Raw genomic sequence first — 26,118 nt, forward strand, 5'->3', positions numbered from 1 at the left:
GGAATGTCCGCGATAAGGCACCGAAAGGTGCCTTTCGCGTATCTGCCAGCGGCAAACACGCATTACCCAGTGTCACTCAACACACTCACTCTGATAACGTGCGTCTATCGATTGCAGCCGTTATGCTTGGCGCGCAACTTCATGGACGCTTGCTATGACTCTCACAGAATTACGCTACATCGTTACCCTCGCCCAAGAGCAGCATTTCGGCCATGCGGCCGAGCGTTGCCACGTCAGTCAACCGACCCTGTCGGTGGGCGTGAAAAAGCTTGAAGACGAACTCGGTGTGCTGATTTTCGAGCGCAGCAAGAGCGCCGTGCGCCTGACTCCGGTCGGCGAAGGCATCGTGGCCCAGGCGCAAAAAGTCCTGGAACAAGCCCAAGGCATCCGCGAACTGGCCCAGGCCGGTAAAAACCAGCTGACTGCCCCGCTGAAAGTCGGCGCCATCTACACCGTCGGCCCGTACCTGTTCCCGCACCTGATTCCGCAACTGCACCGGGTCGCCCCGCAGATGCCGTTGTACATCGAAGAAAACTTCACCCACGTGCTGCGCGACAAACTGCGCAACGGCGAGCTCGACGCGATCATCATCGCCCTGCCATTCAACGAAGCCGACGTCCTGACCTTGCAGCTCTACGACGAGCCGTTCTACGTCCTGATGCCGGCCCAGCACCCGTGGACGCAAAAAGAATCCATTGACGCCAGCCTGCTCAACGACAAGAGCCTGCTGCTGCTCGGCGAAGGCCACTGCTTCCGCGATCAAGTGCTGGAAGCCTGCCCGACCCTGACCAAAGGCAACGACGGCGCCAAACACACCACGGTGGAATCCAGCTCCCTGGAAACCATCCGCCACATGGTCGCTTCCGGCCTCGGCATCTCGATCCTGCCGCTGTCGGCCGTCGACAGCCATCACTACGCCCCCGGCGTGATCGAAGTGCGCCCACTGACGCCGCCGGTGCCGTTCCGCACCGTGGCCATCGCCTGGCGCGCCAGCTTCCCGCGGCCGAAGGCGATTGAAATCCTCGCTGACTCCATTCGCCTGTGCTCGGTGGCCAAGCCGTCCGTGCCGGTGGTGGCGGCGTAAGTTGCTGTCATGACCGAGTTGTCGCAAGTGTCGGTGACGGCACTCAAGGGTGTCGGCGAGGCCATGGCCGAGAAGCTGGCCAAGGTCGGCCTGGAGAATCTTCAGGACGTGCTGTTTCACCTGCCGCTGCGCTATCAGGACCGCACTCGCGTGGTCCCGATCGGCCATTTGCGACCGGGGCAAGACGCCGTGATCGAAGGCACCGTCAGCGGCGCCGATGTGGTCATGGGCCGTCGCCGCAGCCTCGTCGTGCGCCTGCAAGACGGCACCGGCGGGCTCAGCCTGCGCTTCTACCATTTCAGCAATGCACAGAAAGAAGGCCTCAAACGCGGCACGCGGATTCGCTGCTACGGCGAAGCCCGGCCCGGTGCGTCGGGGTTGGAAATCTACCACCCGGAATACCGCGCCATCACCGGCGACGAGCCACCGCCGGTGGACGAAACCCTGACCCCGGTCTACCCGCTCACCGAAGGCCTGACCCAGCAGCGCTTGCGTCAACTGTGCATGCAAACCCTGACCATGCTCGGCCCGACCAGCCTGCCCGACTGGCTGCCGACCGAACTCGCTCGTGACTATCAACTCGCGCCGCTGGCCGATGCGATCCGCTACCTGCATCACCCGCCTGCCGATGCCGACGTCGATGAACTCGCCCTCGGCCATCACTGGGCGCAGCACCGCCTGGCCTTTGAAGAGTTGCTGACCCATCAACTGTCCCAGCAACGGCTGCGGGAAAGCATGCGTTCCCTGCGCGCACCGGCCATGCCAAAAGCCACCCAACTCCCGGCCAAGTACCTGGCCAATCTGGGCTTCGCACCGACCGGCGCACAGCAACGGGTCGGCAACGAAATCGCCTACGACCTGAGCCAGCACGAACCGATGCTGCGGCTGATTCAGGGCGACGTTGGCGCCGGTAAAACCGTGGTCGCCGCCCTCGCCGCGCTTCAGGCGTTGGAGGCCGGCTATCAGGTCGCGCTGATGGCGCCCACCGAGATCCTCGCCGAGCAGCACTTCATCACCTTCAAGCGCTGGCTCGAACCGCTGGGCATTGAAGTCGCGTGGCTGGCCGGCAAGCTCAAGGGCAAGAACCGCGTCGCCGCGCTGGAACAGATCGCCAGCGGCACGCCGATGGTGGTCGGCACCCACGCGCTGTTCCAGGACGAAGTGCAGTTCAAGAACCTCGCGCTGGTGATCATCGACGAACAACACCGCTTCGGCGTGCAGCAGCGTCTGGCGTTACGACAGAAAGGTGTCGGCGGGCGCATGTGTCCGCATCAACTGATCATGACCGCCACACCGATTCCGCGGACGCTGGCCATGAGCGCCTACGCCGACCTCGACACCTCGATCCTCGACGAACTGCCGCCCGGCCGGACCCCGGTCAACACCGTGTTGATCACCGACACCCGGCGCGTTGAAGTCATCGAACGGGTGCGCGGCGCCTGTGCCGAAGGGCGTCAGGCCTATTGGGTGTGCACGCTGATTGAAGAGTCAGAAGAGCTGACCTGCCAGGCCGCCGAAACCACTTACGAAGACCTCACCGCCGCCCTCGGCGAGTTGAAGGTCGGGCTGATCCACGGCCGCATGAAGCCGGTGGAAAAAGCCGCCGTGATGGCCGAATTCAAGGCCGGCAACCTGCAACTGCTGGTTGCGACCACCGTGATCGAAGTCGGCGTCGACGTCCCGAACGCCAGCCTGATGATCATCGAAAACCCTGAACGCCTCGGCCTCGCGCAATTGCACCAGTTGCGTGGCCGTGTCGGTCGAGGCAGCGCGGCCAGCCATTGCGTGCTGCTTTACCATCCGCCGCTGTCGCAAATCGGTCGTCAACGCCTCGGTATCATGCGTGAAACCAACGACGGTTTTGTCATCGCCGAAAAGGACCTCGAACTGCGCGGCCCCGGCGAAATGCTCGGCACGCGCCAGACCGGCCTGCTGCAATTCAAGGTCGCCGACCTGATGCGTGATGCCGATTTATTGCCCGCCGTGCGCGACGCCGCCCAGGCATTGCTGGAGCGCTGGCCGGACCACGTCAGCCCGCTGCTCGACCGCTGGCTGCGCCATGGGCAGCAATACGGCCAAGTGTGAGCACCGTCGCAGTTTGTGGACGATGCTTTTAAACAAGCTGGTTATACTCCTGCAATTGTTTGAATACGGATACAGACCATGACTGAAGCTGCCCTCGCCCCGGAACCCCTGCACGCTCCGTCTGTTATTCGGTTGCTGCTGGGCAAGCTGGGCATTGCCTACGAAGAAGTGCTGGACCACCACGGCTTGAACGCCTCGCGCAAAGTACAGGCCGTGTTGCTGGACGATGCCGTCGGCGCGCTGATGGTGCTGTTTGCGCAAAGCCAATTGCTCGACCTCAATCGCCTCGCTGAACTGACCGGCCGCCGCCTCACTGCCGTGCCCACCGAACGCTTGGTGAAGATGCTCGGCAAACACAGCTTGAGCCTGTTACCCGGCCTGCCGGCGTTGACCAGTTCGCCGTGTCTGTACGAAGAAAGCCTGCTGCGCCAACCGAAGTTGCTGATCAACTCGGGCGAGCCGGGCCTGCTGCTGGAAATCACCAGCGAAGATTTCAAGACCATGCTGACCAAGGCCAGCGCCGCCAACTTCGGCGAGAACCTGACCAGCATCCGTCCCAACCTCGACCGTCCCGACGATGACCGCAAGGAAATCACCCAGGCCGTTCAAGTGTTCACCGCGCGACGCATCCAGCAACGCCTGGAAGAGACCATCGAGATTCCGCCGCTGGCCGAGACCGCACAGAAAATCATCAAGCTGCGCGTCGACCCCAACGCCACCATTGACGACATCACCGGCGTCGTCGAAACCGACCCGGCGCTGGCCGCGCAAGTCGTCAGCTGGGCCGCGTCGCCGTACTACGCCTCGCCGGGCAAGATTCGCTCAGTAGAAGACGCGATTGTGCGGGTCCTGGGTTTCGACCTGGTGATCAACCTCGCGCTCGGCCTGGCTCTGGGCAAAACCCTGAGCCTGCCCAAAGACCACCCGCAACACGCCACGCCGTACTGGCAGCAATCGATCTACACCGCCGCCGTCATCGAAGGCCTGACCCGCGCCATGCCGCGCGCCCAGCGCCCGGAAGCCGGCCTGACCTACCTCGCCGGCCTGCTGCACAACTTCGGCTACTTGTTGCTGGCCCACGTCTTCCCGCCGCATTTCTCACTGATCTGCCGCCACCTGGAAGTCAACCAGCACCTGTGCCACAGCTACGTCGAGCAACACCTGCTCGGCATCAGCCGCGAACAGATCGGCTCATGGCTGATGCGCTACTGGGACATGCCCGACGAACTGGCCACCGCCCTGCGCTTCCAGCACGACCCGCACTACGACGGCGACTACGCCGAATACCCGAACCTCGTGTGTTTGGCGGTGCGTTTGCTGCGTAGTCGTGGGATTGGCTCCGGGCCGGATGAAGACATCCCCGACGCCCTGCTGGAACGCGTCGGCCTGAGCCGCGACAAAGCCAACGACGTGGTCAGCAAAGTTCTAGAGGCTGAAGTGCTGCTGCGCGAACTGGCTTCGCAATTCACACAGGCCTAAAAAAAACCGCTCCCACACTCGGTCTAATGTGGGAGCGGGCTTGCTCGCGAAGAATCCCCCGCCGATCTACCTGATTCACCACAAGACCCTGTAGGAGTGAGCCTGCTCGCGATGAATCCAACTCGGTATCTCTGAATCACCACAAGCCCCTGTGGGAGCGAGCCTGCTCGCGAAGAATACCCCGCGGTTTATCTGATCACCTCAAACCTGCGCCCCGCTATGATGCGACTGCCAATTGAGCGCTTCCGATGACCCAAACAGCGGCTGTCAGTGTTGCAAGTCAAATCCGCAAACTTGCTAACGATCACAAGGTTACTGCTGATCCTGACGGCATGAGCCGTATAGCCGTGATCATTACCCGTATGACTGGCGATGTCGTTGAGTTGGATGGCATCGAGCAACTGCTCGTCAATCTCAAGAGAAAGGGTGTTCTCAGCAAGTCTGAGATCCTGGCGCTGCAAGGGCGCTATCTTCAGGAGAGGCGTGCGCAGAAACGTAGCTCATGAGTCTTAATCCGCTCAGCGACTTAGAGGCCGCCCAGCCACTCGACGGCGGCGAGCCTTCTGAGTCGAATGGCTGAATGACCTATGCCTTAGCCTTCCTAGGCTTCAAATACTTGGTCAACCCCTGGAACCACATCACCAACGCCGGGTTGCCCTTGATCTGAATCGACTTGTCCTGAATCCCCGTCATAAACGCCAACTGCTTGTTCTTCGCCTGCATCGTGGCAAAGCCATACGCCGCATCTTTGAACGCAATCGCAAACGCCGGCTCGGCATACACGCCCGACTTGCTGGTAATGCGCTGATCCTTCACAAAGAAATGCCGCGCCACCTTCCCGTCCAGGGTCTGTAGCTGGAACACCAATTCCTTGTCACCCAACTGCTGCTGAAACGCAGGATTAGTCCGACTGGCCTTACCCATCAACAAACCCAGCATCCACAGTAGAAAACGAAATTTCATGCGCACAGCCTCAAGAGAAAAGTGAACGGCCGGCGCAGTGTAGCGGCTTCAAGCGAGAACGCCACTGTTGTGCAGCGATAGAAGAAGATGCCGTGGTTTTTGACGCTGATGACTACCAAGTCATTGACGAAACGAGGGTGTTTAAAAGCGTGAGGATTTTGATGTTTCTACGCTCGACTCCCTCGGATATTTCCTTCAACACGTGGTGCTGTTCGTGAACTAGGCAGCCTTTGGCTTCGCCGATAGTCTTTGTTCGTTACCGCAAAATCGGTGACACGGACGTGCAAGTCCGGTACATATCGCCGCACGGTCGCCAAACCGAACATCAAGCGTCTTTCAGCTTGATGTAAATGCTTCATGGCGGCTGTGCGTGGGAGGTCCCTTTGGGGTCTGCCGGGGTCCGATATGCCCGGTCTTGCACACCTGCGCACGGCTGCCACCCTTATTCGAATGCAAGCGAAGAGTAGACAGCTACATCTAAAACACATATCGGAAATTACTAATGATCAAGCCAACACCGAATCCACCAGCAAACGAAGCCACCTCCCCCTACGAATCCCTCGATTCGAAGAAACTCCACGAAGCCGCCGAACGCGCCCTCAACCACCATTTCGCCCCACCACCAGGCGATAAACCCAAGCCTCGCAAAGGCAACCTCTTCGCCGTCTCCCCCGACATCGACACCGAAGCCCTCCTGGCCAACGCCTCGGAAGACCTGCTATCCATCAGCGCCATCGCCGCCAACCTGGCCGACGACGTGGACGGAGCACGTCGCTCCTTAGCTTTGGCGCTTAGCAGATTGGCGGATGGGGTCCGGTTGTTGGTGGAGCGAGCGCTGGATCACATTGATTCGCCGAATCCGGCGGAGCATCGGGCGAAGGTGTAACGGAGCCACGGGATAAAAAAAGGGGATGTTGAGTCCCCTTTCTTGATGATCTCGACTCACCACTGACAGCCTGCCTCTGGTGACGCCTCCATGCTGATATCTTGATCGAACGAATACTTCTTACCGGATTTGTAATTCGTGTAGTACATCGAGTTTACCCGAGCCCCCTGAGTTGCCCTTTCATACTCCCCCGTCACCACACCGTCAGAAACCTCCACCCAAGTCGTCGTGAACTGATACGGCCCGTCTTCCGTCATGACTTCTTCCTCAGTGTTCCGATAGACGAGAGGAATGGCCTTCTTCGACTTGCTATACCTAACCCCGGCGCCTCCCCATTTGATGACCGAGTCGTAATAGGTTCTGAATTCGAAATTGATGTTTTTGCCTTCCAGCGAACGAAAACAAGAAACCTCAGTTGTGACTTCGCTGTAAGCCGCCATCGGGCAGAGGAGCAACAACGCAATAAAAAACACAGACAAAGATTTCAAATCGATCATTCCTTTAGCGGTGTTGTCCGTCAACGTTACGACCGAAAGCCTCTGAACTACCGTGGTCACTGTTGAATACCAATGCGACGACCGGGCTCCCGCTTTTGATCTGCAACAGCCTTTCCATCAAGTGCTGCCAAACGCTTTTTAATACTCGCCGCGTCCTTGTAAGCGCATACCACGTCTACCCCCCTCTCCAGATCTCTACCGTCGCGACAGTTCTGCAATTCAGGATCTGACGGATCACCGCGAAAAAACTTCAAAGACAACTGGTTGCCGTTTTTAATGAGCGGCAGCTCTAATACTGAATAGGAAAAGCCCTCGAAGCTAATGTACGACTCTTTGCTTTTCCCCAGCACAAACATGGATTTCCCCGCCCGCTCCGGGGTCTTTCGCTCGAAGAAAAACACCGACACAACCTGCTCATCTTCCAGCTTCCACACATAGTTCAGCGTTGGCTTCGTTGCGTTTACTGGTGAGTAGAAAATTTCGGCGTCAGGAACGTGGACCTCTGTCGCCTGATCTTTCAGATTGTTCTTAAAAAAGTACACCATGATCTTTTGATCGCCCACGGATGCCACTACAGGCGGATGCAGCTCACCAATGGTTTGCGGGTCGCTTGCCGATGCCGGTTGAATTGGTAAGCCAACCATGAGTCCGAGCACGCAGGCATACCTTAAAAGCCTTTCCAATTTCAGCTACCTTCCTTGGTGATACACGAATCGAACAATTCATATCTTTGCTTGTACTTACATGGATTCAGGCGGGCCGCATTTCAGCTCTTTGATTTGCGAGTCCTGAATCGGAATTACACAGGCACGACGCTCCTCACCATTGCCACGAAGTTCCGACAAGCTGAGCGTCACGTGCAACCCGTCCGCATGAAACTCAAGGTTTTCGAACCCGGCATAGGAATAACCATCCCAAAACGATTTGCCGTCAAAGCTGCAGAACCGCGCAGATGACAGTACTCTCCAGCCGCCGTCAGGCGCAAGGATCTGGGCGTTGAGACAAACGCTGCCGAAGGTAGTCACATAGCGAGCCACAACATCACCGTAGCGTTGTGAGCCCGCCGTAAACACCTTGTTAAGATCGAGCAAGTCGCCCGACCTATCCGTCACGATCCCGTCCAGATAAACAGCACGCTCCAAACTCATTCTGGCAATGCAGTTATTGATCGTCGTGGCATGCGCCGCTGTACCAGGCTCGATATCCATGGCTTCAAGCGGGCAAGTGGTGTCTCGCAACTTGATCCAGGCCCGCTGGGAATCTCTGGCAATAGCCATGAACGCTTTCCCTTGTTCCGTATCACGCTTTTGCTGAGCCTCAAATCGCGCCATCAGTTTTTTGTAAGGAAAAGGGGACGGATTTATTTATTGGAGACCGCATATCATAAATAAATCCGTCCCCTTTTCACCCTGAAATGCGCGACAAGGAAGCCGCTGGCTGCACTTTTGCCCACTACCTCCCAATCACTACGAAAACCGTGAATCCGGGGACAAGCCACGTTTACGCACAAGTGATAGAGCGTGGTGTTCCCCTATGGCACGCAAAAAATTGCCAGCCATCACTATTTAGCAGCGTTAATATAGGACTTGATCAAACCTGCATTAACATAAGGGAAATGTTGCTCCTCACCTTCTTGATACCCTTCCATCCCACTCAAGTTCTTATCAAACCTGACAAGCTTATTCACAACCAATTTATTGTCCGAACCTTTTTCATACCCATAAACTTGATAAAGGGTTCCGTACGTTCCAATTCCTCTGCTCGTGATTTCCCAAGAAACCAAAACCAGTACATTTTTCTTACCCTTTACCGGATAAAAAAAATCGACTCGATTTTTGGGTCCGAGCCCGCCACATCATATTTATCGACAAGACTTCTATTTTTTTTATTATCGACACCAACAACATCCAAAACCAAAGAAACCGGAAACTCTGCGCTCCCTGTCTGCAAAAAGGACAGCTCCCCTCCCTTTACAACATTAGTTTTAAACGGCCCCTGAATCACTCGACCCTGAAGGTAATCTACATCTTGAGCACTGCTGGAATTTGATATAAGAAAAACGAAAGCAAACATAAAAAAACGGAGCATAGCGAATGACCTCTTAGTTAATATTCATTAGTGCAGCGAGGGCTTGGTATCAGGGGAAAAGCGGGAAAAGGGGACGGATTTATTTATTGGAGACCGCATCATCATAAATAAATCCGTCCCCTTTTCACCGGAAAAACTGTCCCGACACTGGGACAATAATATTTTAGAAATCCCTCACTCTGCGTATCAGGGTTTGCCCCCAAACTTGCGTGAAAAAGCCGAGCGATATTGCTTCGAGAATTGGGTGTTGACGAGCCGTCTGCTTGATCGTTGTTATTGGTGCCATCAAAAGCCAATGTGATATGTAATGTTTTACAGCAAGGCACCCCGCTATTTGCCTGCCCCTTAGTTTGAGCAAGCTTGCGTTGATTATTACCAAATACTCTTTCGTCTTTTTTCTGCTGTTGTATGTTCTTCGACAACTGTCCCGGATCATTTGGCAACCGACGCGTAAGAGGAAAGCTTGGGGCAATTAGTGCTCCCTCCGGCGGAGGAGCACCATCTGCCATCAATGATTCGAACATGAGGTCGGCTCCTTAGCTTGAAAGTACGCTCTATCTGGATAATTTGGATTGCCGGGTGTGAAGCAAGTCGTGGATACTTTTACCTGGTCGCAGGGAAGAAAGTGAACCTGTAACGCACATAGTTTTTCGGCGTACTTGGGAATCTCAACCGTAGCTGTATGGTGAGAGTAACCAGAGGAGTGACGAACTGCAGCCTCTTTAACAATTTGCCCATACTGATCACGTTTGAGGGATTGGTATGGCTTTGGATCTTTGTCCCACTCGATAATCGCTCTAATTCCAGGATTCCACTGAACGGGTAGTGTGCCACAGAAAACTTCACCTCCACCTTGATTTGCTGGAATCCGTGGACCACCGGCACCGTTAATACTAAATCTTATAATTTCTGCGGATGTATGGTTATAACCAGTAACCGGTGCAGACACCATTTCCGGACCAGCGTTGCACGCGCTTACGCAAAGCATTCCGACTGATAGGATTAATAATTTTCCAGGCCTATTAGAGTTAATATTTTTCCGATCTAAATACTGCCTTCCTACAAACAGCTCTACCATCAACGTCGCGCAGCAGCGAACTGACTTAATAACACCTGTTAATACTGACATACCTTCGGTTCCTCCATGTTCATCGGGCAATTAATAAAACACCCGGAGATCCGGGTTTAATCCACTCACGGGGAAAAGGGGACGGATTTATTTATTGGAGACCGCATCATCATAAATAAATCCGTCCCCTTTTCACCTGTGCATGAGCCGAAATCATCGATGCCGCGAAAGCGGCGCTCACCAGTGCTACAGCAAACCTTTTAAACTTCGTTGTCACGGTTGACCCTCGACGCTACGACCGATCACAGGAGAAGAAGTAAAACCGCAGGGCAGATTTATTTATTAGAAAAAGGGGACTAGGAAAAGGGGATGGATTATTTATTGGCGACCGCATCATCATAAATAAATCCGTCAACTTTTCACTTTCAACCTCCACTTATCTTGACTCACCTTCATACAGCTTCGTTTCTGAATTGAAGCGCCAAAGATGGGGAGTAGTCAGCGGCTTTCCATCTCTGTGCATAATTTGATCTTGTTTATCTCTATTATAAGAATAGATCTGAATATCTTTATATGGAGTATTCTCTGGATGGCTATCTAGAACTTTTACATCTGCAAAGTAATCACCTCCCACATTCCTCAGAAAGCCTTGGCACTGGACAAAAAATCCGTAAGTAAAATCACCACTGGAACCCGCGCTAGAATATGAAAGAAAAATAAAATCCTTCACTCCATCACCATTGAAGTCTTCGTTATAGACGATTTCCCCTTCCTCAATTGAAAATTTCTCATCCTCAACCCGTGAAAGCAAATCGATTGTGCGTGAATCTTCGGTCCACTGCGATAAAAAATGCTTAGGCCCTTCCGTGGGATAACAGACATCTACAGGGGCAGCGCGAGCAGCAGTAGCAAACAAAGCAAGAACAAAAAAGTACTTCATATATAAATTCGCGCTTTTCGAATTTGCTGCGAGACAGGCCAAACCTCCACATAACTGTTAAAGCTTGCCCCACCCCCTTTCATCTGCAATTCAATAAACTGTTAAAGGAAACATGAAGAAGCTATATTTTTTATTATCACCAGATTTTGATATCCACTCGCCTTTATAGCCATCACCATCTGCCTTACCAACAAACTGAGCCCGCGGGCTTTTTCCACCAGCTGCGTACTCAGTCAATTTCATGCTTCCTGCTTCGACACATCCATCAAAAACAATTTTCTCGGAGGAGCTCTTATATTTATAACTCCCTTCACTAGCACATGAAGTATTTTTTATGTCGCCGAGAAACCAGGTACTTTTGGAAACTCTTCCGACATACGTGATGGCCGTGCCATCAGACTTCAGTTTGCAGTTCGAATAACAAGCCATCTGAAAAAAATCGGGCTTATCCGTGTCGAAAAACAAATACGTAGCTGAATCGGCTGTTTCCCCTGCGCTATAAACAGGGATATTTATAGCGATATCTACACCCATGGACGAATCAGGCGTTTCTTTTCTTAGCTTCAGACTATTTCTGGCAGCTTTTCCACAAAATGCGCTTACTGCCGACTCACTAAATGCTTGATCCTTTGCATTGATTAGACTTCCTTCGCCGGCTCGGCATTCATATCCATACCAAGCAGCTACCGATGCCGCTGAAATGACCTGAGAAAAACTGTAGATCCTATCGACCACAACTTGCTGCTTACTGTAGGAGAACACTACCCAGCTACGGGACTTAGAGGATGAAAAGTCCAAATGCTCCAGAACATATTTATCACCATATATATAAAGCCAGTTAGCGCTCATCATCCCCGTATCCTCAGAGATTTCTGATAGCTTTTCACCTGTAACAGCATCAACTAAAAAACCGTCTTCATTGAGTACAACTTTGCAAGCTTGTGTTTTTTCTTTGCCGGCGCACGAATCATGACTGGGAAAAAATGGCTTCGCGTAACTTAAGGCGGGAACCAGAATGGCTAAAATCAAAACTAAAATCTTCAATTTTTAATTCTCTCTAAAAGATTTTCAAATTTTTGGGCATAAAATGCAATTACGTTTTTCTTGTCAGTCCCATTAATGATTCTACGAGCCGTAACATAATTTTTATTTCCAGGAGATAAATGCGCAGCAAGTGTCTCTCCTGCTTTGAATACCCCGCCCTTCATTCCGCCAATCATAATTCTAGTTGCATATTCTAACTCTAAAGCCAAATCTGGATTATTTGTAAAATCTATCCCCAAGGCTGCAGAAAACTTTTCATAGTTAGCTTTCCAGGTTATCTGACTAAGCCCACGACCCCGATACTTGTAGCCATCACCAATTTCAGTATTATGATAGTCCCTCGCCATAGCGGCCCTACGCCCTGTGGGGCCAGAACCGTAATCTATTTCAGCTTTTTCTTCACTGATTTTTTCAGCAATAGGGGCGAAGAAAACAACGCGATTAAAATCGTATGCCTCCACACGAATTGTGGCTAACATATAGGCCAAGTAAACATCATTGCACTCATCAAAGTACTCACCCCACAACTTCATCATCATCGCCAATAGCTTTTTCAGATTTTCTTCTGACTCTTGATTCAGAGAATAAGCCAGTGAAACATGAGTCACGTTGTCGTCTTCGAACCAGCCAAATACATGCCGATGTTCTTTTTTGTACTCTTCAACGAACTTCTCTATATTTAAGCACCCGCAAGAATACTTCATACAATTTGATATCAAGCCAACAGGGTGAATATGTTGTACGCTAGTAGTAGCAGTTATTCCATGCTGCCCAACCAACTTCGCCCACCAACTTAACCGTTCAATTCGTACCTTTTCTTCTACCCAAGCTTTATGAGGGTCAGAATCGCTGTGGCCAATAATTTCATCCAGGGCATCCCAGTTTTCTTTTTTGTAGTCCCATTCATTCTCATAACGCGTCACCATCTGCGATATGGGTTGAGAGAACCACGGTTTGCCCAACGCCTCCGCAATTTCAGACGGCGCCAGCTTTTTATCCCCATTCCTGTCGAGAATCTTGTACAGCGTCTCGCTAACAGAACCAGCGAGGGCGACCTCTACATTCGGAAGATACGATTCACGCTCTTGTTCATCGAGCCTATCTTGGGCATGCAGAAAAGCTGCTAGGTGGTCGACATTGCTCGTGGTTTCGTCAATAAAGTTGAACCCATTCCATTCAAAAGGAGAGTGCCGCGAGAGCACTGTGTCGGGTTCTGCAAACCATCCATCAATTCCATTACCATCTTTGTCACCTAATAACCCATCTAGGCGCCACCAATAGGTGGTGGAGGTCGATGTACCCATCACAACAGATTCTTTGATTTTCTTCTCCGCTGGCAATGCTTCAAGCAATCCAACAGGAATATAGAAGTCATACCCCACTTTATTACCTGGATCTGCTGCTTTAGGAGGGGTCGCGGCATTCATGTGTGGAGCATGAGTAACTAACCACGTGTCTACTGGTATCTTGACTAATGTCTTTTCAGCAGCGGGTAGGCCGACAGCCTTTTCTTTACTTTTACTAGTAAAAGATTTCACGTCCTCACAGCTGAAAACTTCGAGATGTAATAAATTCTTCGGGGCGGCATCTGCATGGGTCTGGTATTTTCCAACATGCCCCAACACCTCACCGGCCCTAACTTTGAAGGCCTGAGCCAGTGGAACTACCTGCCCAATAGGGGCATGGGGCTCGTTCTTGGCCTCCAAATCTTCAAGCCAAACAAATCCAGGCAATTTACCGTCGCCACCAGCCTTTAGAACTGGAATAGGCTGACCGCTTACGATCTCTACCAGCTTGCGATATTGTCTTGCGGCTTGTTCGTCGCTAATCCTAATCTGCGTACCCGCCGGTAAAAACGCGATCGGTTGCCCACTGCTAGTAGCATCGCGAACGTTAGCGCCGCTCTTTTGGTCTGGAGGAGCGTCTTTTGCTTCCTCTCCTACCAGATAGCTCTCACCCCCCAGATGTTTCATTTGCCCCTTAAATACCCATCCAGTGTTGACAGCCAAGCTTGGGAACTCAGGAGTGACGCTTACTACTTCAAGCCAGTTTTGGTTAGACGGTGCCGGTTTGGTGAGAATCTTAGTGCCACGGGGTAGTACGGCCAAAATGGGTGTTTGAGACGAATTTCCTTCACGAACCCTAAGCCCCAATGATTTGGTTCGAAGATTTTCCTTTACTTGATAAAGGCCTTTCCCCCAGAAACCCGGTGGTTTAAGCGTAGGATTCGTTTTATAGGTTTCCCAATCAAGTAGGTGCATATAGAGACTGAAGAAAGTCAGGCTCGGCCCAGTTGCAGCAGCCGCACCGGTAGCAGGAGCTGGCGTAGAAGGTGACGGAAGTTCAAGTCGATGCTTCACCAGCACAAACCCCGTCGAATAAACCGAGTGCGCCGAGCCAAAATCAGAAGTCGGATATTTCTCGTCAATTCGGTATGCGACGACCTCTCCATCAGCGATGCATCTGACCTCCGTCAAATCCTTCACCAACCCCGAAGCTTCATCGAAGTGAACACCACCATGCCAAAGGCCATTTGCCCCCAATGGGTAGTAACCATCTTTAGCTTTGGCTAACGCTTTGTAGAACTGCTGCGGATCGGTCGCTTCGGCTGTCCCTACTTTCAGGGGATACGACCATTTTTGAATTTTGTTTGTTGTCTCTGTCATTACCAATTACCTGAATTCTGATCCCTGGTGGCTTGGATTGCCGTCAATGTCTTACCCGGAAAAATTGAGCATTCGTTTCGGTTTGCGTTTGACCTGTTCCTCAGGCGCATTCCCCAACGCCTGATCCATCAAACTCCCCGCCTTATCCTTATCCGCAGCCCCCGGCAGCACCGGCGGCTTAATCCCAATCCCCGTCCCGCTCCCTGCCGAACCACCCGCATTAATCTTCACCACCGGCCCAACCACCGTCACCCCGCCGGCATCCAGCTTGATAAAGCTCCCTCCCCCCAAAATGGTGAGTTCGCTGCCAGCTTCGATAACAATCTTCGCCCCAGCCTTCAGATGAATCTCTTTCCCAACACTCGTCAGTTGCGCAGTCCCGAGCTTCACGTGCTGGTTCTGCCCAATCGTCAGGTGATCATCCAGCCGCGTTTCAACCTTGCGGTCGGCGATCGTGGTGCGATGCTCTTCCGCCTTGAGCTCGGTGTAGGTGTTCTTGACCACCGTGTCATGCCGCTCATTGCCGACGCGAATCTTCTGATCATGCTCAATGTTTTCATCCCAATCCCGCTGCGCATGAATAAAGATCTGCTCCGCACCCTTCTTGTCTTCAATCCGCAGTTCATTAAACCCACCGCCCCCCGGTGAGCTGAGGGTTTTGAAGACGGTGCGGGTTTTGTTCGCCGGCAATTCGTAGGGGACCTGGTTTTCCTTGTGGTACAGGCACCCGGTCACCAACGGCTGATCGGGGTCGCCTTCGAGGAAGGTGACGAGGACTTCCATGCCGATGCGCGGGATGACGATGGCGCCGTAGCGGTCGCCGGCCCAGCTCGATGAAACGCGCATCCAGCAGCTGGTTTTGTCGTCGGCCAAGCCTTCGCGGTCCCAGTGGAATTGCACTTTGATGCGGCCGTACTGATCGCAGTGGATTTCTTCGCCTTTGGGCCCTGTGACCATGGCGGTCTGGCTGCCGAGGACGCGGGGCTTGGGGTGTTCCAGCGCGGGGCGGTAGAAGACGTTCCACGGGGTGGCGAGGAAGCGGTTGCGGTAGCCCTGGTGGAAGTCGTCTTTGTTGTCGGTGGTGTCGCTGGTCACCGATTCTTCGAGGACTTGCGGTTGTTTGCCTTCGTGGACGATTTCGGTGAGCAGCCAGAGGTCGTTCCACTCGGTGCGCGGGTGGTCGGACATTTCCAGGAAGTGGCCGCTGATCAGCCTTGTCTGGTCGCCGTGGCCTTCGGCTTGCTGGTAGTCGGCGCGGTGGCGTTCGAGGGCGCGTTGGCTGAGGAATTTGCCGCGCGCGCGATCGAGGAAGCGGCCAGGGTAGTCGTAATCTTCCAGATCCGGTTCGGTGCTTTCGCCGTCGGGTTTGTAGGCGGCTTCGAGTTGCAGGCGTGGTTTTTCGAAATCGTAGTCGCGGCGCGTGACGCGGCCGGTGCGGGTTTCGAGGCGCAGTTTGAAGCCTTTGATGACGGGCTCGTCGGCGACCATGCCGCTGCCTTGCACATACGCGGTTGGCTGGCCGAGCTTCGGGAATACGGTCTGGTCGTCGCCGAAGACCAGCAGATGGGCTTTGTCGCTGTGCTGGAAGTGGTAGTGAATGCCTTCCTCTTCGCACAGGCGCTGGACGAAGTGCAGGTCGGTTTCGTCGTACTGCACGCAGTAGTCGCGGTCCGGGCACGGTTGGCTGAGCTGGAAGCGGTAGGCGTTGCCTTTGATGCCGTGCTCTTCGAGGATCAGCGCGATGATTTTCGGCGCCGACATCTGCTGGTAAATGCGCTGGTTGGTGCGGTGATGCAGGTATTGCAGGTGCGGCACCAGGGAGATTTTGTAACGGGTCAGGCGCTTGCCGGCATCGCCTTGGGCGACGCGGTAGATCTGGCCGTGGATGCCGGAACCCTGTGGATCGAACGCCAGGAACGCCTGTTTGTGCAGGAGTTTTTCCAGGTCCAGATCGGGGTTTTCGCTGACCAGTTCGAGGTCGAAGCGATACGGCTGGCTGATGCCTTCGGGGCCGGTGAACGACAGCACTTGCAGGTCGCCGACGTAGTCTTCAACCGTCAGAGTGAAATGTGTTTCGTTAGCGAGGTTGAACATTGCTTGCTCCCTGTTCGGTGGTCATCCGTTACGCCTTCAATCGCAGGCGTTGCAGCAAAGACGATGTGGCGCCCAGGGCGTCACGCAGTTGGGCGGCGGTGATGGTGCGCTTGGCCGCATCGAAAGCCAGCGCCGTTCGCAGGGCTGGCCAGCAGTGTTTGGGCAGGTTTCGCGGCGGGTGCAGCTCGCGTTCGAGCTGGCCGTCGCGGGCCTCGGTCGAGGGCAAGCGGCGGAACGGGTGTTTGCCGCCGGCCAGTTCGTAGAGCACGCAGGCCACGCCGTACACATCGGCGCTGGCGGTCAGCGGTTGGCCTTCGAGCAGTTCCGGGGCGGCGTAGCCGGGGGTCCAGGCGTTGAAGCGGTCGCGACTCAGGTGCGGCAGGCCGGGGAGAATGCCTTCCACCGCCTGGCCGAGGCCGAAGTCGAACAGGCGCACGCCTTCTTCGCTGAGCATCACGTTGCTCGGCTTCATGTCGCCGTGCAGCACGCCGCGCGAGTGGGCGTAGGCCAGCGCGTCGAGCAGCGGCAGCGCGATGTCGCGCAGTTCTTTCCACGGCAGGCCCAGGGGCCGCTCGCAGAGTAATTTGTCCAGGGTCAACCCACGCATGAGTTCCATGGTGATGAAGGCGCGCTGGCAGTCGGTGTCCACTTCAAAGCTGTGCAAGCGCAGCACGTTGTCGTGGCGCAGGCGCCGGATCAGGGCGAACTCGCTGTAGAGCAAGGCACTGGCGTCCGGCGATTCGGCAAATTCTTCGCTGAGGATTTTCAGCGCGATATAAGGGTCGGGATCGCCGAACTGTTCGCTCAGCAAGTCCCGTGCGCGGTAAACCGCGCCCATGCCGCCGGCACCGAGCAGACGCTCGATGCGGTAACGGCCTGCGAGCACGTCGGGCATTTCGCCGATGCTGGCCTTGGTTGGCGCCAGCGCGGGCTCAGCTTTATGCGACTTGGCGAACGCGAAGTAAGTCAGGTTATTGGCTTCCTCGTCGGTCACCAGCAGGTCGTCGAGCGGCGGCATGAGTTGGGTCATTGTCGGATCACCACGGCAGTCAGGTTGTCCCGGGCCGAGCCACGCAAGGCGCCATCGAACAGACGCTCCAGCGCAACGTGCGGCGCGGTCAGGCTCAGGGCGTTGCCCAAGGCATCGCTGCTCAACCCGTTGTACAAACCATCGCTGCACAACAGAAACGCATCGCCGGGATAAACCTCGAGTTCGAGCACGTCCAGGGTCAATTGCTCGGCCGCCCCGACCGCTCGGGTCAGGGCATGGGCGGCAGGGTGAGCCTTGGCGTCTTCGATGCTCATGTTTTGCTCGTCGATCAGTTGCTGTTGCAGCGAGTGGTCCTTGGACAGTTGATACAAACGCTGGCCGCGCCACAGGTAGCAACGGCTGTCACCGGCCCAGATGCAGGCCGCGCGATTGCCGTCCACCAACAGCGCCACCACGGTGCTGCCCATGATGCTGTCGTGGCGCCCGGCGGTGACGGTCAACTCCTGCCCCAAGCGGCGGTTCAACCAGTGCAGGCACTGGCGAATGCCTTTGAGGCGTTCGTCGAAATCATCCTGCACCGGCAATTCCGCCAGGCTGGCGACGATCAACTGGCTGGCAATGTCGCCCCCCTGATGACCGCCCATGCCGTCCGCGACCACCCACAGCCCCTGCTGCGGGCAGTCGAGAAAAGCATCTTCGTTGCGCGCCCGAACCTTGCCGGCGTCGGTACGCGCAGCGCTGCGCCAGGGACTGGCAACCAGCATCAGAGCTGCACCGGCATACGGAAGGTGCGCAGCACGCCCATGTCGAACGGGTTCGGTGTGCGCTGGCTGCTGAGCAGGTAATTGGCGCGCAGGCCGCCTACGTCAGCTTTCAATACCAGCACATCGCGACCGCTCAGGTACTCGGTCTGCATCAGATCGAACAGACGGAACAGCGACCATGGGCCGGTGTTCTTTTCGATACCGATCGGGCGCCCGGCCATTTTGTCGAGGACCAGGCTGGTGCGACCGTCTTCAGCGTCGGTCGGCCATTTGAACGACACCGGCACAATCGGACCGTGGCGGTATTCGATGGTCTTGTCGCCAAACTTGAACTCGGAACGGCTGACGGCCGGGTCGAGGGTGTACGGCTCCAGTTTGAACTGCACTTGCGGCTCGGCCGGGTTGATCGAGAAGAAGCTCTGGCGAATCACTTGGGCCGCGGCCATCTGGTCGAGGTAGACCTTGGAAATTGGCAGGCTGTGACCGTCGATGCTACGCAGGCGGTAGTTACCCGGATCGCCACTGACGAACGGACGCATGTAGGTCTCGAAGAAGCGATCGTTGATGCCCTGGGCCTTGAAGAACTCGCGGAAGTCGCTGATCGCCACGTCACTGGTGCTGTGGGCGCTGAACGGATAACGCTTGTTGATCGCCTTGCCATAGAAGCTGTACAGCTCGCTCTGATAGCGCTGGTTCAGGTACTGATAAGAATCGTTGAGCACCAGACGCCAGGTGTCTTCGGCCAGCACGTTGAACCACACACTGACCGGACGCGGCAGACGATTCGAAGCATTGCGCAGGGCGCTCAGCGCATCACGCTGGCCGCTCATGCGGGTCTTGGCCATTTCAAACGCGGCCTGCTCCGGGGAACTGGCGCGGGCCAGGCTCGCCAGCTGCATTTGCAGGTCGTTGAGCGCCGCCAGGGCTGGGGTCAAATCAGCGGCCGGGCCGTTGTTGTCGTCCAGCAAACGGTGCAACGGTTCAAAGCGGCGTTGCAGTGATTTCTTCGCGGTGTCCGGCAGGTTCTTGGTCATGTCAGCGGCTTTATCCGCCGCCGCTGCCGCGAGTTTGCCGAGCTTGCCGCCCTTCTCTGCCAGTTTCCCGGCTGCATCGGCGGCGTCTTCAGCGCTGTCAGCGGCCACCGGGAAGCGCGTATTCTCGCGCACTTCCACCAGCAGTTGCAGGACTGGCGAGTTGGCCGAGGTCAGGCCCGCCAGTTGCTCGGCGCCCTCACCCGCGTCGTTGATCGGCGGCAACGCAACCTGGCCGACCGCTTCGCTCCAGAAGTTGGCGTAGTCGCGGAAGTACAGCTGTTCCAGTTCGACCATCAGGCGACGCAAGTCCATGCCGCTGATGCCCGAGCCTTCCCCCAGTACCCAGTTGTCACGCAGGATGTCGGTGACCAGCGCACTGCCCTGGACCGAGAAATACTGCTGATAACCCTGCTGGGTGTAGAAGCCGGGAATCACGTAATCGGTGCCGACAAACAGCGAACCTTGTGGGCCGAGGTGTTGGCTGAGACGGTATTCCGGCAGGTTGCGGGCCTGCTCGCGCAGCATCCGGTAAACCACGTTGGCCAGCGATTCGCTGCGCAGGACCTGACGGGCCTGTGCCACCAGTTGATCGTTGAGCGGGTAGATAAACGGCTGCTGCAGCAAACGCTCGAAGTGCGTGTTCAAGCCGTTCTGCACGGCGGTGTTGCCGGCATAACGCTGGGACCATTCGGTGGCAACCCAATCCTTGAGCCACGGGCCGTCGCGACGGTCTTTCATGTTCAGCATCAGGTACGCGCGCAGGCTGTTGAGCAGGCGTTCGCGGTCGTGCATGTTGGCGCGGATCTGCCCTTCCAGCAGCGTCGCAACCTTCGGCAGCAATTGCGCTTCGAGCTCGCGCTCGTAGGCGTTCTTGACCACTGGATTGACGTCTTCGCCTTGATACAGACCGCCACGCTCGTGGTAACTCACGTCGCCTTTTTTCGGGAAGACCTGAGTCGCCGCGTAGGCCGTGTCGAGCGGCTTGAGCACCGCCATGGAATCATCGCGCGCGGTCAGCGCCGAGCGCTGTTGCGTCCAGTTGGTGGCCAAGTTACGCAGGTTTTCCAGACGCTCGTAGTTGGCGGAGAAACCGCCCGCCCAGAGCATGCCGAACAGCGCCAATGCCGCCAGCGCGCCCACATACAGCGCACGTTGGCCCCAATGGATGCGGCTGCGTTCGCGCTTGTCCAGACCGGCCAGATCGGCCTCGGGGAAAATCACCCGGCTAAGCAAATGATGGATGAAGCGGGAACGGCCGCTGCGCAGGGTCGGCAGCACGCCCGCGTTCATGCCCAGATTGGCGCCGATGCCGGCGGTGGTCTGGTCCATTTCCTGGGTCAGGTGCGGTGCGCTGGTCAGGTAGAAACCGCGCAACTGGCTGACACGCTGGTAGCGGTTGCCAGTGAACGCCATGTCGACGAACAGGCACAGGCGCTCGCCGATCTGCCCCAGCTGATGCGGGAAGTCGAGGATGCGGCCACGGCGCTGGGTGTCGCGCTCCTGATGCATGCGCATGATCACCTGGCTGTTCAGGCGACGCAGCAGCTCTTCGAACTCGGCGCGCAATACTACAACGTCGGTGCCGCTCTGCTCTTTGCGGAAGCTGGTGCCGAGCACCTGATCGCTTTCTTCGCGGGTCAGTTGATCGAAGAACTCGTCGAAACCGAGCAGCTTGTCGGCCTTGCTCAGGACCAGGTAAACCGGCACGTCGACGTGGAGTTTTTGATGCACGTCCTGCAAGCGCGCACGCACCTGGCGGGCCAGGGTGTCGAGGTCTTTCTCGTCGGGGCACAGCAGGGTTTCCACCGGAATGGTCACCAGCACACCGTTCAATGGCCGGTTGCGGCGACGCTTGCGCAGCAGGTCGAGCAAGGTGCTCCAGGCGCTGCCGTCGACTTCGCCGTCCGGCTGGGTCAGGTAGCGCCCGGCGGTGTCGATCAGCACACCGTGGTCGGCGAAATACCAGTCGCAATGACGAGTGCCTTGGGTGTCGCGGGTGAGCTTGCGGTCGATCTTGTTGATCGGAAACTCAAGGCCCGAGAAGTCCAGCAGGCTGGTCTTGCCGCTGCCCTGTGGGCCAATCAGCAAGTACCACGGCAAATCACTGCGCCAGCGCTCGCTGCGACCGCGATACAGGCTCGACGTCTTGAGGGTTTTCAGGGCGTCCTTGAAACGCACCTTCAGCTCTTTCTCTTCTTCGTCGATCAGCTCTTCGCGGCGGATACGGTCCTGGCCGTCTTCGGTGTCTTCGATGGCTTTTTTACGCACACCGGCGCGCCAGCTGACGAAGACCATGGTCAGGCCCCAGATCAGGAACAGCACGCTGATGGTCAGCAAGCGCGAGGTCGAACCTTCCCAGAACTTGTAGTCATCCACCGCCAGCAGCGGCCCGACGAACCACACCAGCAGCGCGACAAACAGCACCACCAGCAAGGTCCAGACCCAGGTCTTGCGCAAGAATGCGCCGACTTTCTTGAAAAACTTTTTCATGACACGTCCCTGTTTACGGCTGTGACTGCGGCTGGACCGCGGCCGGATCTAGCGGCTGGAAAGGTTGCAGAACGGTGTCGCGCTGCTCGCCGAGCACCCAGGCGAAACCTGAATACATCACCACCAGGCAGACGAAGGTGAACAGCACCACCATCCACGCCGGCACGATGCGCACCAGGCTGCGGCGCTGATCGTTCAGGCCTTCCCAGTGCGGCGACAGCTCACGCGGCACGTCGCCACGCAGTTGACGGATCTGCCGGTACAAGGCATCGCGGATGCCTTCGAGTTCGAGCATGCCGCGCGCTTGTACGCGGTACTTGCCTTCGAAACCGAGGGACAGGCACAGGTACATCAACTCCAGCATCGGCAGGTGCTTGACCGGGTTTTTCGACAGGCGATCCAGCAGCTGGAAGAACTTCTCGCCACCGAAGGTTTCGTTGTGGAAGCTGCTGAGCAGGCTCATCTGCGACCACTCGCTTTCGTTGCCCCACGGCGTGGTCACGACGGCTTCGTCGACCACGGTGCACAGCACGTAGCGCGCGGCCATCACCTGGCTGCTTTCGGCGCCGTTGTGCAGTGCGCGCACTTCAAACAGCTTGAGCCCGGCGGTCAGTCGCTCGTTGAGCGCATACATGTCTTCGCGGGTGTCGCTGTGCTTGAGTCGCACCACTTCCGAGAGCAGCTCGGACGCAGCGGCCACCAGCGAATTGAGGCTGATGTTGAACGCTTCGGCCGGACGCAAACGCGCGGCGTAGATCATACGTTCTTCGAGCTGTTCGAAACGCGGCGGTGCAGCGAAATCGGTCAGCGGACTTTGCGCCGGGCCGTGGCCCTGGCGGTCGAGCAAGACGGTTTTATCGTCCTGATGGTGTTCCATGTCCTTAATCATTTCAGTCAGTTCCTGATGGCCCAGAATTTCAGTTCGAGCTCGGCAAATTCACCGGAAACGTGGAACGCGAAGCCGCCGGAGCGCTCCAGGTCTGCCAGGTCTCCCGAACTGAGTTCGAGGATGAAATAGGTTTTGTTGGAGTGGAACGCGATCTGCCGCGGGGCCACTGGCAACGGTTTGACCTTGATGCCCGGCAGGTGCAGGTTGACCAGTTGGCGGATGCGCTCCACCGGGCCGACCTTGAGGTGCGCCGGCAAGCGGTGGCGCAGTTCTTCGGAGTCGCAGTTGGCACTGGCCGCGAGCACGAACGACGCCGAGCCCAGCAGTTTGTGGTCGTGCAATGGCGAGACGATGATCCCGTACTGACGTTCCTGCAGGATCAGTTCGATGGCGTGCTGTTCCAGCACCATCGACAGCACCTGGCGGATCGCTTCCATCAGTTTGCGAAAGCTCGCACCCTGATCGCTGTGCTGGTAACGGCTGTCCAGGCGCGGGCGTTTGCTGTCGCTGGAGAAGGTCGCCAGGTCACCGAGCATGGTCAGCAGCGTGCGGTACAACTCTTCCGGGTGAACCTGCTCCAGGCCGAGGTAGTGACGCAGCAACAGTTCAGTGCGGTTGATCAGTTGCAGCATCATGAAGTCGCCGACTTCCGCGCCACCGACCTTGCCGTTGGAACGGATGCGCTCGGCGATGGTGTCGCCACGGTGACCGAGCATGCTGATCACTTCTTTGAGGCACGACAGCAGGTAGCTGGAGGCATGCGCCTGGATGTAAGTCGGCACGAAATCCGGATCGAGGCTGATCACGCCGTCAGGCGTGGTGTCGAGCACGTCGCAGATTTTCAGCTTCACGTAGGCCTGATCGCTCTGCTGTTCACCGAGCAACAATTTGAAGTCCGGGCGACCGCAGCGCACCTGGCTGGCAGAGTCGTCGCCGGCGTTGGAGTCGGCGACTTCGGCTTCGTACGCGGTGTAGCGCGCCAGCACGTCGGATTGCTCCGGACGGCGCGCCTCGATGTGGTTACCGGTGACCAGCGGCAACGCCAGGTAGATCGGCGTGTTGCCGGTGTTCGGCGGCACGTCCAGCGCCAGCGGTTCGGTGTTGCCACCGAGTTCGAACAGGCTGCCGTCCGGCAGAATCCCCGAGGCCTGGCTGACCACCAGTTTGCCCATGTTGAGGAACTGCAAATCGATGTCCAGGTTCAGGAAACCCCAGGTGTAACTGCCCAGCAACTGGGTGCGGGTCTTCATCTGGTGATCGTAGTAGCGATCGTTGTGCTGGAAATGCTGCGGGCGCAGCAGCATGCCTTCCTGCCAAATGACTTTATGGTTATTCATGATCAGTCATCCGCCTTGGCGAGCGTTTCGAGGCTATTGCGGATACCGGCCTGATCGAGCGTCAGGTCAGCGTCGGTGACTTCCACCGGGGTGATTTGCACGGTGTAGCGCCATTTGGTTTCCGGCAGGTCGCGGTAAGCGGCGAGCACGCCAACGTAGCGGCTGCCCTCCTCCACGCTGAGTTTCAGCTCAACGGTTTCGCCGGGGCGCAGCTCGAGTTCTTCGCTGGCCACCAGGTCTGGGGCCAGGGATTCCTTGGCGCGTTCATACAGGCTGAAGAAGTCGGCGTTTTCGAACGTCACCGGGTGCTTGAGCTCGAACAGGCGCACGACAATCGGCGACGGACGCCCGTTGAGGTCCGGGTTCAGCTGATCGCTGGCGGTCAGTTTCAGGTTGAGCTTGGTGACTTTCGAATACGGCGACAGCGACGAGCAGCCGGCCAACAGCACCAGGGCCATGAGCGCCGTCAGCGTCTTGAAAAAAGCGGTCGAGCAGCGAGACATGCGCATCATCCTTGGTGGTCGGTGTGTAGGGTGGAAATCAGGCGGATCTGCTCTTCGTAGGCCTGAGCGAAGTCACGGGCCAAGAGGCGCTCGCTCCAGTCATCGTCCTGACGCAGGGCCTGGTGATAACGACCGTAGGCTCTCCAGCGACTGCCCGAGGTGGCGAGCAACGGCTTGTTGTCGCGCTCGAAACGCAGGGTCAATTGCTGTGGCGAGAAGTGCTCCAGCGTGCCGCGAACGGCGGCGCGGCTGGCGGTCAGCAAAGCCACCTGATGCGCCTGCAAATCGCGGAACGCGCGGGAGATCGCTTGTTCTGCCGGCAACTGGCCCGGCTTGTTCGGCTGCAACAAAATGCCCAGTGCTTCACCGGCATCGACGGCGAATTTCAGCGGGTTCTTTTGCGAGCCTTGCACGGTGGTCTGGGCCAGGCGCAGTTCGTTTTTCAGTTCGCTGCGGGTGCGCAGGCTCTGCTGTAAACCGCCGACGCTTTGCTTGAGCAAGCGGGCCGCGTTCAGCGCCAGCGCTTCGCGGGCGTCGTGGTCGAGGCCTTTGAGGTCCACGCCCAGCGCGGCACCGAAATGCTCCCAGAAGCCTTCGCTCTGACGTTCGACCGCTTTCGGCGGTGGGGCCGGAGCGGGTTCGGCCGGGGCATTGATCAGCTCCGGGACCATCAGGCTTTCCATGTCGATACGGGCGTAGTCGGCGCGCTGACGGGTGTCTTCGATGGCGGTGCTCGGGGAGATCAATTGCTCGATTTCCGAATACACACGTTCTTGCTGATCCAGTGCATTGAGCGGGTCGAGGTCGAGGAACGCGTCATCCGGAATGATGCTGCCGGCCGCTTGCGGACGGCCAACTTCGACGTCGAAGGTCGCCGGGTCACGCACCAGCCGCGCGCGGATCTCGAAATCACCCAGCACATAGACACTGCCGTGTTCGATGCGCATGGCTTCGCCCTTGCGCAGGCGTGCGCCGCTTTCGCTGTTCTGGATACCGTTGCTGCTGGTATCGGTCAGGAAAAACGTGCCTTCGCGGTAGCTGATCAACGCGTGGTGGTTGGACAGGTGGCGCTTGCGATCAGGAATGATCCAGTCGCAATCCTCGCCCCGGCCAATCACGCCCCCAGCCTGTTTAAAGGTCTTTTGGCACAAGTCCGTGGGCACGAATTGCTTGGTGTTGAGCATTTCGAAAACCAGTTCCATGGTGATACTCCTT

Annotated in this window: 23 protein-coding genes; 5 read left to right on the top strand and 18 right to left on the bottom strand. The window is 56.7% G+C overall.

Annotation, left to right across the window (positions count from 1 at the left end; translation table 11 throughout):
• Positions 1–154: 154 nt before the first annotated feature.
• From H8F22_RS17240 to H8F22_RS17255, 4 genes are all read left to right on the top strand, one after another.
• The gene (locus H8F22_RS17240) at positions 155–1,084 is read left to right on the top strand and encodes a hydrogen peroxide-inducible genes activator (RefSeq protein ID WP_027926341.1); all 930 of its coding nucleotides are present in this window, start codon (positions 155–157) and stop codon (positions 1,082–1,084) included.
• A gap of 9 nt (positions 1,085–1,093) precedes the next feature.
• Positions 1,094–3,169, top strand: coding sequence for an ATP-dependent DNA helicase RecG (gene recG, locus H8F22_RS17245; RefSeq protein WP_194940483.1), 2,076 nt, complete (start codon positions 1,094–1,096; stop codon positions 3,167–3,169).
• Between the two features lie 78 nt (positions 3,170–3,247).
• Entirely contained in the window at positions 3,248–4,648 is a 1,401-nt protein-coding gene (locus H8F22_RS17250) for an aminoacyl-tRNA deacylase and HDOD domain-containing protein (RefSeq protein WP_027926339.1), read from the top strand.
• A gap of 248 nt (positions 4,649–4,896) precedes the next feature.
• Complete coding sequence (locus tag H8F22_RS17255; protein WP_059181949.1) at positions 4,897–5,154, top strand: hypothetical protein; 258 nt, start codon at positions 4,897–4,899, stop codon at positions 5,152–5,154.
• A gap of 79 nt (positions 5,155–5,233) precedes the next feature.
• Here H8F22_RS17255 and H8F22_RS17260 read toward each other — a convergent pair whose 3' ends face one another.
• The gene (locus H8F22_RS17260) at positions 5,234–5,611 is read right to left on the bottom strand and encodes an SCP2 sterol-binding domain-containing protein (RefSeq protein WP_194940484.1); all 378 of its coding nucleotides are present in this window, start codon (positions 5,609–5,611) and stop codon (positions 5,234–5,236) included.
• A 502-nt stretch (positions 5,612–6,113) separates the two neighbouring features.
• On the opposite strand from H8F22_RS17260, the gene H8F22_RS17265 reads away from it, so the two are divergent.
• On the top strand, positions 6,114–6,497 hold the full coding sequence (locus tag H8F22_RS17265) for a DUF6124 family protein (protein WP_102599722.1): 384 nt from the start codon (positions 6,114–6,116) through the stop codon (positions 6,495–6,497).
• A 56-nt stretch (positions 6,498–6,553) separates the two neighbouring features.
• Here H8F22_RS17265 and H8F22_RS17270 read toward each other — a convergent pair whose 3' ends face one another.
• The 17 genes from H8F22_RS17270 to tagH form a co-directional block, all read right to left on the bottom strand.
• The gene (locus tag H8F22_RS17270) at positions 6,554–7,054 is read right to left on the bottom strand and encodes a hypothetical protein (protein WP_324188017.1); all 501 of its coding nucleotides are present in this window, start codon (positions 7,052–7,054) and stop codon (positions 6,554–6,556) included.
• Positions 7,051–7,650: a hypothetical protein gene (locus tag H8F22_RS17275; protein WP_228758825.1), complete on the bottom strand. Its 600-nt coding sequence runs from the start codon at positions 7,648–7,650 to the stop codon at positions 7,051–7,053. The genes H8F22_RS17270 and H8F22_RS17275 overlap by 4 nt, the downstream gene beginning before the upstream one ends.
• An 84-nt stretch (positions 7,651–7,734) precedes the next feature.
• Positions 7,735–8,325, bottom strand: a complete 591-nt coding sequence (locus H8F22_RS17280; protein WP_194940485.1) for a lysozyme inhibitor LprI family protein — start codon at positions 8,323–8,325, stop codon at positions 7,735–7,737.
• Positions 8,326–8,800: 475 nt separating this feature from the next.
• Positions 8,801–9,082 carry a hypothetical protein gene (locus H8F22_RS32670; RefSeq protein ID WP_228758826.1) on the bottom strand — a complete coding sequence of 94 codons (282 nt, stop codon included), beginning with the start codon at positions 9,080–9,082 and terminating at the stop codon, positions 8,801–8,803.
• A gap of 101 nt (positions 9,083–9,183) precedes the next feature.
• Complete coding sequence (locus tag H8F22_RS17290; protein WP_194940486.1) at positions 9,184–9,606, bottom strand: DUF2235 domain-containing protein; 423 nt, start codon at positions 9,604–9,606, stop codon at positions 9,184–9,186.
• Entirely contained in the window at positions 9,591–10,211 is a 621-nt protein-coding gene (locus H8F22_RS17295; RefSeq protein WP_228758827.1) for a DUF3304 domain-containing protein, read from the bottom strand. The genes H8F22_RS17290 and H8F22_RS17295 overlap by 16 nt, the downstream gene beginning before the upstream one ends.
• A 376-nt stretch (positions 10,212–10,587) precedes the next feature.
• Positions 10,588–11,091, bottom strand: coding sequence for a hypothetical protein (locus H8F22_RS17300; RefSeq protein ID WP_194940487.1), 504 nt, complete (start codon positions 11,089–11,091; stop codon positions 10,588–10,590).
• Positions 11,092–11,181: 90 nt separating this feature from the next.
• Positions 11,182–12,135 (bottom strand): hypothetical protein, encoded by a 954-nt coding sequence (locus tag H8F22_RS17305; RefSeq protein ID WP_194940488.1) that lies wholly within the window; start codon positions 12,133–12,135, stop codon positions 11,182–11,184.
• Positions 12,132–14,801, bottom strand: coding sequence for a hypothetical protein (locus H8F22_RS17310; RefSeq protein ID WP_228758828.1), 2,670 nt, complete (start codon positions 14,799–14,801; stop codon positions 12,132–12,134). Before H8F22_RS17310 ends, H8F22_RS17305 begins: the two co-directional genes overlap by 4 nt.
• Before the next feature lie 51 nt (positions 14,802–14,852).
• Positions 14,853–16,895 carry a type VI secretion system Vgr family protein gene (locus H8F22_RS17315; RefSeq protein ID WP_194940489.1) on the bottom strand — a complete coding sequence of 681 codons (2,043 nt, stop codon included), beginning with the start codon at positions 16,893–16,895 and terminating at the stop codon, positions 14,853–14,855.
• A gap of 28 nt (positions 16,896–16,923) precedes the next feature.
• Positions 16,924–17,925, bottom strand: a complete 1,002-nt coding sequence (locus H8F22_RS17320) for a serine/threonine-protein kinase (protein WP_194940490.1) — start codon at positions 17,923–17,925, stop codon at positions 16,924–16,926.
• Positions 17,922–18,650: a PP2C family protein-serine/threonine phosphatase gene (locus H8F22_RS17325; RefSeq protein WP_123433131.1), complete on the bottom strand. Its 729-nt coding sequence runs from the start codon at positions 18,648–18,650 to the stop codon at positions 17,922–17,924. The genes H8F22_RS17320 and H8F22_RS17325 overlap by 4 nt, the downstream gene beginning before the upstream one ends.
• Complete coding sequence (tssM, locus tag H8F22_RS17330) at positions 18,650–22,174, bottom strand: type VI secretion system membrane subunit TssM (RefSeq protein WP_059181939.1); 3,525 nt, start codon at positions 22,172–22,174, stop codon at positions 18,650–18,652. The genes H8F22_RS17325 and tssM overlap by 1 nt, the downstream gene beginning before the upstream one ends.
• 13 nt (positions 22,175–22,187) lie before the next feature.
• Positions 22,188–23,063: a type IVB secretion system protein IcmH/DotU gene (gene icmH, locus H8F22_RS17335; protein WP_027926324.1), complete on the bottom strand. Its 876-nt coding sequence runs from the start codon at positions 23,061–23,063 to the stop codon at positions 22,188–22,190.
• Between the two features lie 5 nt (positions 23,064–23,068).
• On the bottom strand, positions 23,069–24,400 hold the full coding sequence (gene tssK / locus H8F22_RS17340; protein WP_027926323.1) for a type VI secretion system baseplate subunit TssK: 1,332 nt from the start codon (positions 24,398–24,400) through the stop codon (positions 23,069–23,071).
• Positions 24,401–24,402: 2 nt separating this feature from the next.
• Positions 24,403–24,903 carry a type VI secretion system lipoprotein TssJ gene (gene tssJ, locus H8F22_RS17345; RefSeq protein ID WP_027926322.1) on the bottom strand — a complete coding sequence of 167 codons (501 nt, stop codon included), beginning with the start codon at positions 24,901–24,903 and terminating at the stop codon, positions 24,403–24,405.
• Positions 24,904–24,908: 5 nt separating this feature from the next.
• Complete coding sequence (tagH, locus tag H8F22_RS17350; protein WP_027926321.1) at positions 24,909–26,105, bottom strand: type VI secretion system-associated FHA domain protein TagH; 1,197 nt, start codon at positions 26,103–26,105, stop codon at positions 24,909–24,911.
• Between the last annotated feature and the right edge of the window lie 13 nt (positions 26,106–26,118).

Origin of the sequence: Pseudomonas mucoides (assembly GCF_015461845.1) — a bacterium.
Lineage (GTDB): Bacteria > Pseudomonadota > Gammaproteobacteria > Pseudomonadales > Pseudomonadaceae > Aquipseudomonas > Aquipseudomonas mucoides.

Coding starts and splice junctions, on each gene's coding strand:
- H8F22_RS17240 (WP_027926341.1), top strand. CDS start 155: ATGACTCTCACAGAATTACGCTACATCGTTACCCTCGCCCAAGAGCAG.
- recG (WP_194940483.1), top strand. CDS start 1,094: ATGACCGAGTTGTCGCAAGTGTCGGTGACGGCACTCAAGGGTGTCGGC.
- H8F22_RS17250 (WP_027926339.1), top strand. CDS start 3,248: ATGACTGAAGCTGCCCTCGCCCCGGAACCCCTGCACGCTCCGTCTGTT.
- H8F22_RS17255 (WP_059181949.1), top strand. CDS start 4,897: ATGACCCAAACAGCGGCTGTCAGTGTTGCAAGTCAAATCCGCAAACTT.
- H8F22_RS17260 (WP_194940484.1), bottom strand. CDS start 5,611: ATGAAATTTCGTTTTCTACTGTGGATGCTGGGTTTGTTGATGGGTAAG.
- H8F22_RS17265 (WP_102599722.1), top strand. CDS start 6,114: ATGATCAAGCCAACACCGAATCCACCAGCAAACGAAGCCACCTCCCCC.
- H8F22_RS17280 (WP_194940485.1), bottom strand. CDS start 8,325: ATGGCGCGATTTGAGGCTCAGCAAAAGCGTGATACGGAACAAGGGAAA.
- H8F22_RS32670 (WP_228758826.1), bottom strand. CDS start 9,082: ATGCTCCGTTTTTTTATGTTTGCTTTCGTTTTTCTTATATCAAATTCC.
- H8F22_RS17290 (WP_194940486.1), bottom strand. CDS start 9,606: ATGTTCGAATCATTGATGGCAGATGGTGCTCCTCCGCCGGAGGGAGCA.
- H8F22_RS17295 (WP_228758827.1), bottom strand. CDS start 10,211: ATGTCAGTATTAACAGGTGTTATTAAGTCAGTTCGCTGCTGCGCGACG.
- H8F22_RS17300 (WP_194940487.1), bottom strand. CDS start 11,091: ATGAAGTACTTTTTTGTTCTTGCTTTGTTTGCTACTGCTGCTCGCGCT.
- H8F22_RS17310 (WP_228758828.1), bottom strand. CDS start 14,801: ATGACAGAGACAACAAACAAAATTCAAAAATGGTCGTATCCCCTGAAA.
- H8F22_RS17315 (WP_194940489.1), bottom strand. CDS start 16,895: ATGTTCAACCTCGCTAACGAAACACATTTCACTCTGACGGTTGAAGAC.
- H8F22_RS17320 (WP_194940490.1), bottom strand. CDS start 17,925: ATGACCCAACTCATGCCGCCGCTCGACGACCTGCTGGTGACCGACGAG.
- H8F22_RS17325 (WP_123433131.1), bottom strand. CDS start 18,650: ATGCTGGTTGCCAGTCCCTGGCGCAGCGCTGCGCGTACCGACGCCGGC.
- tssM (WP_059181939.1), bottom strand. CDS start 22,174: ATGAAAAAGTTTTTCAAGAAAGTCGGCGCATTCTTGCGCAAGACCTGG.
- icmH (WP_027926324.1), bottom strand. CDS start 23,063: ATGATTAAGGACATGGAACACCATCAGGACGATAAAACCGTCTTGCTC.
- tssK (WP_027926323.1), bottom strand. CDS start 24,400: ATGAATAACCATAAAGTCATTTGGCAGGAAGGCATGCTGCTGCGCCCG.
- tssJ (WP_027926322.1), bottom strand. CDS start 24,903: ATGTCTCGCTGCTCGACCGCTTTTTTCAAGACGCTGACGGCGCTCATG.
- tagH (WP_027926321.1), bottom strand. CDS start 26,105: ATGGAACTGGTTTTCGAAATGCTCAACACCAAGCAATTCGTGCCCACG.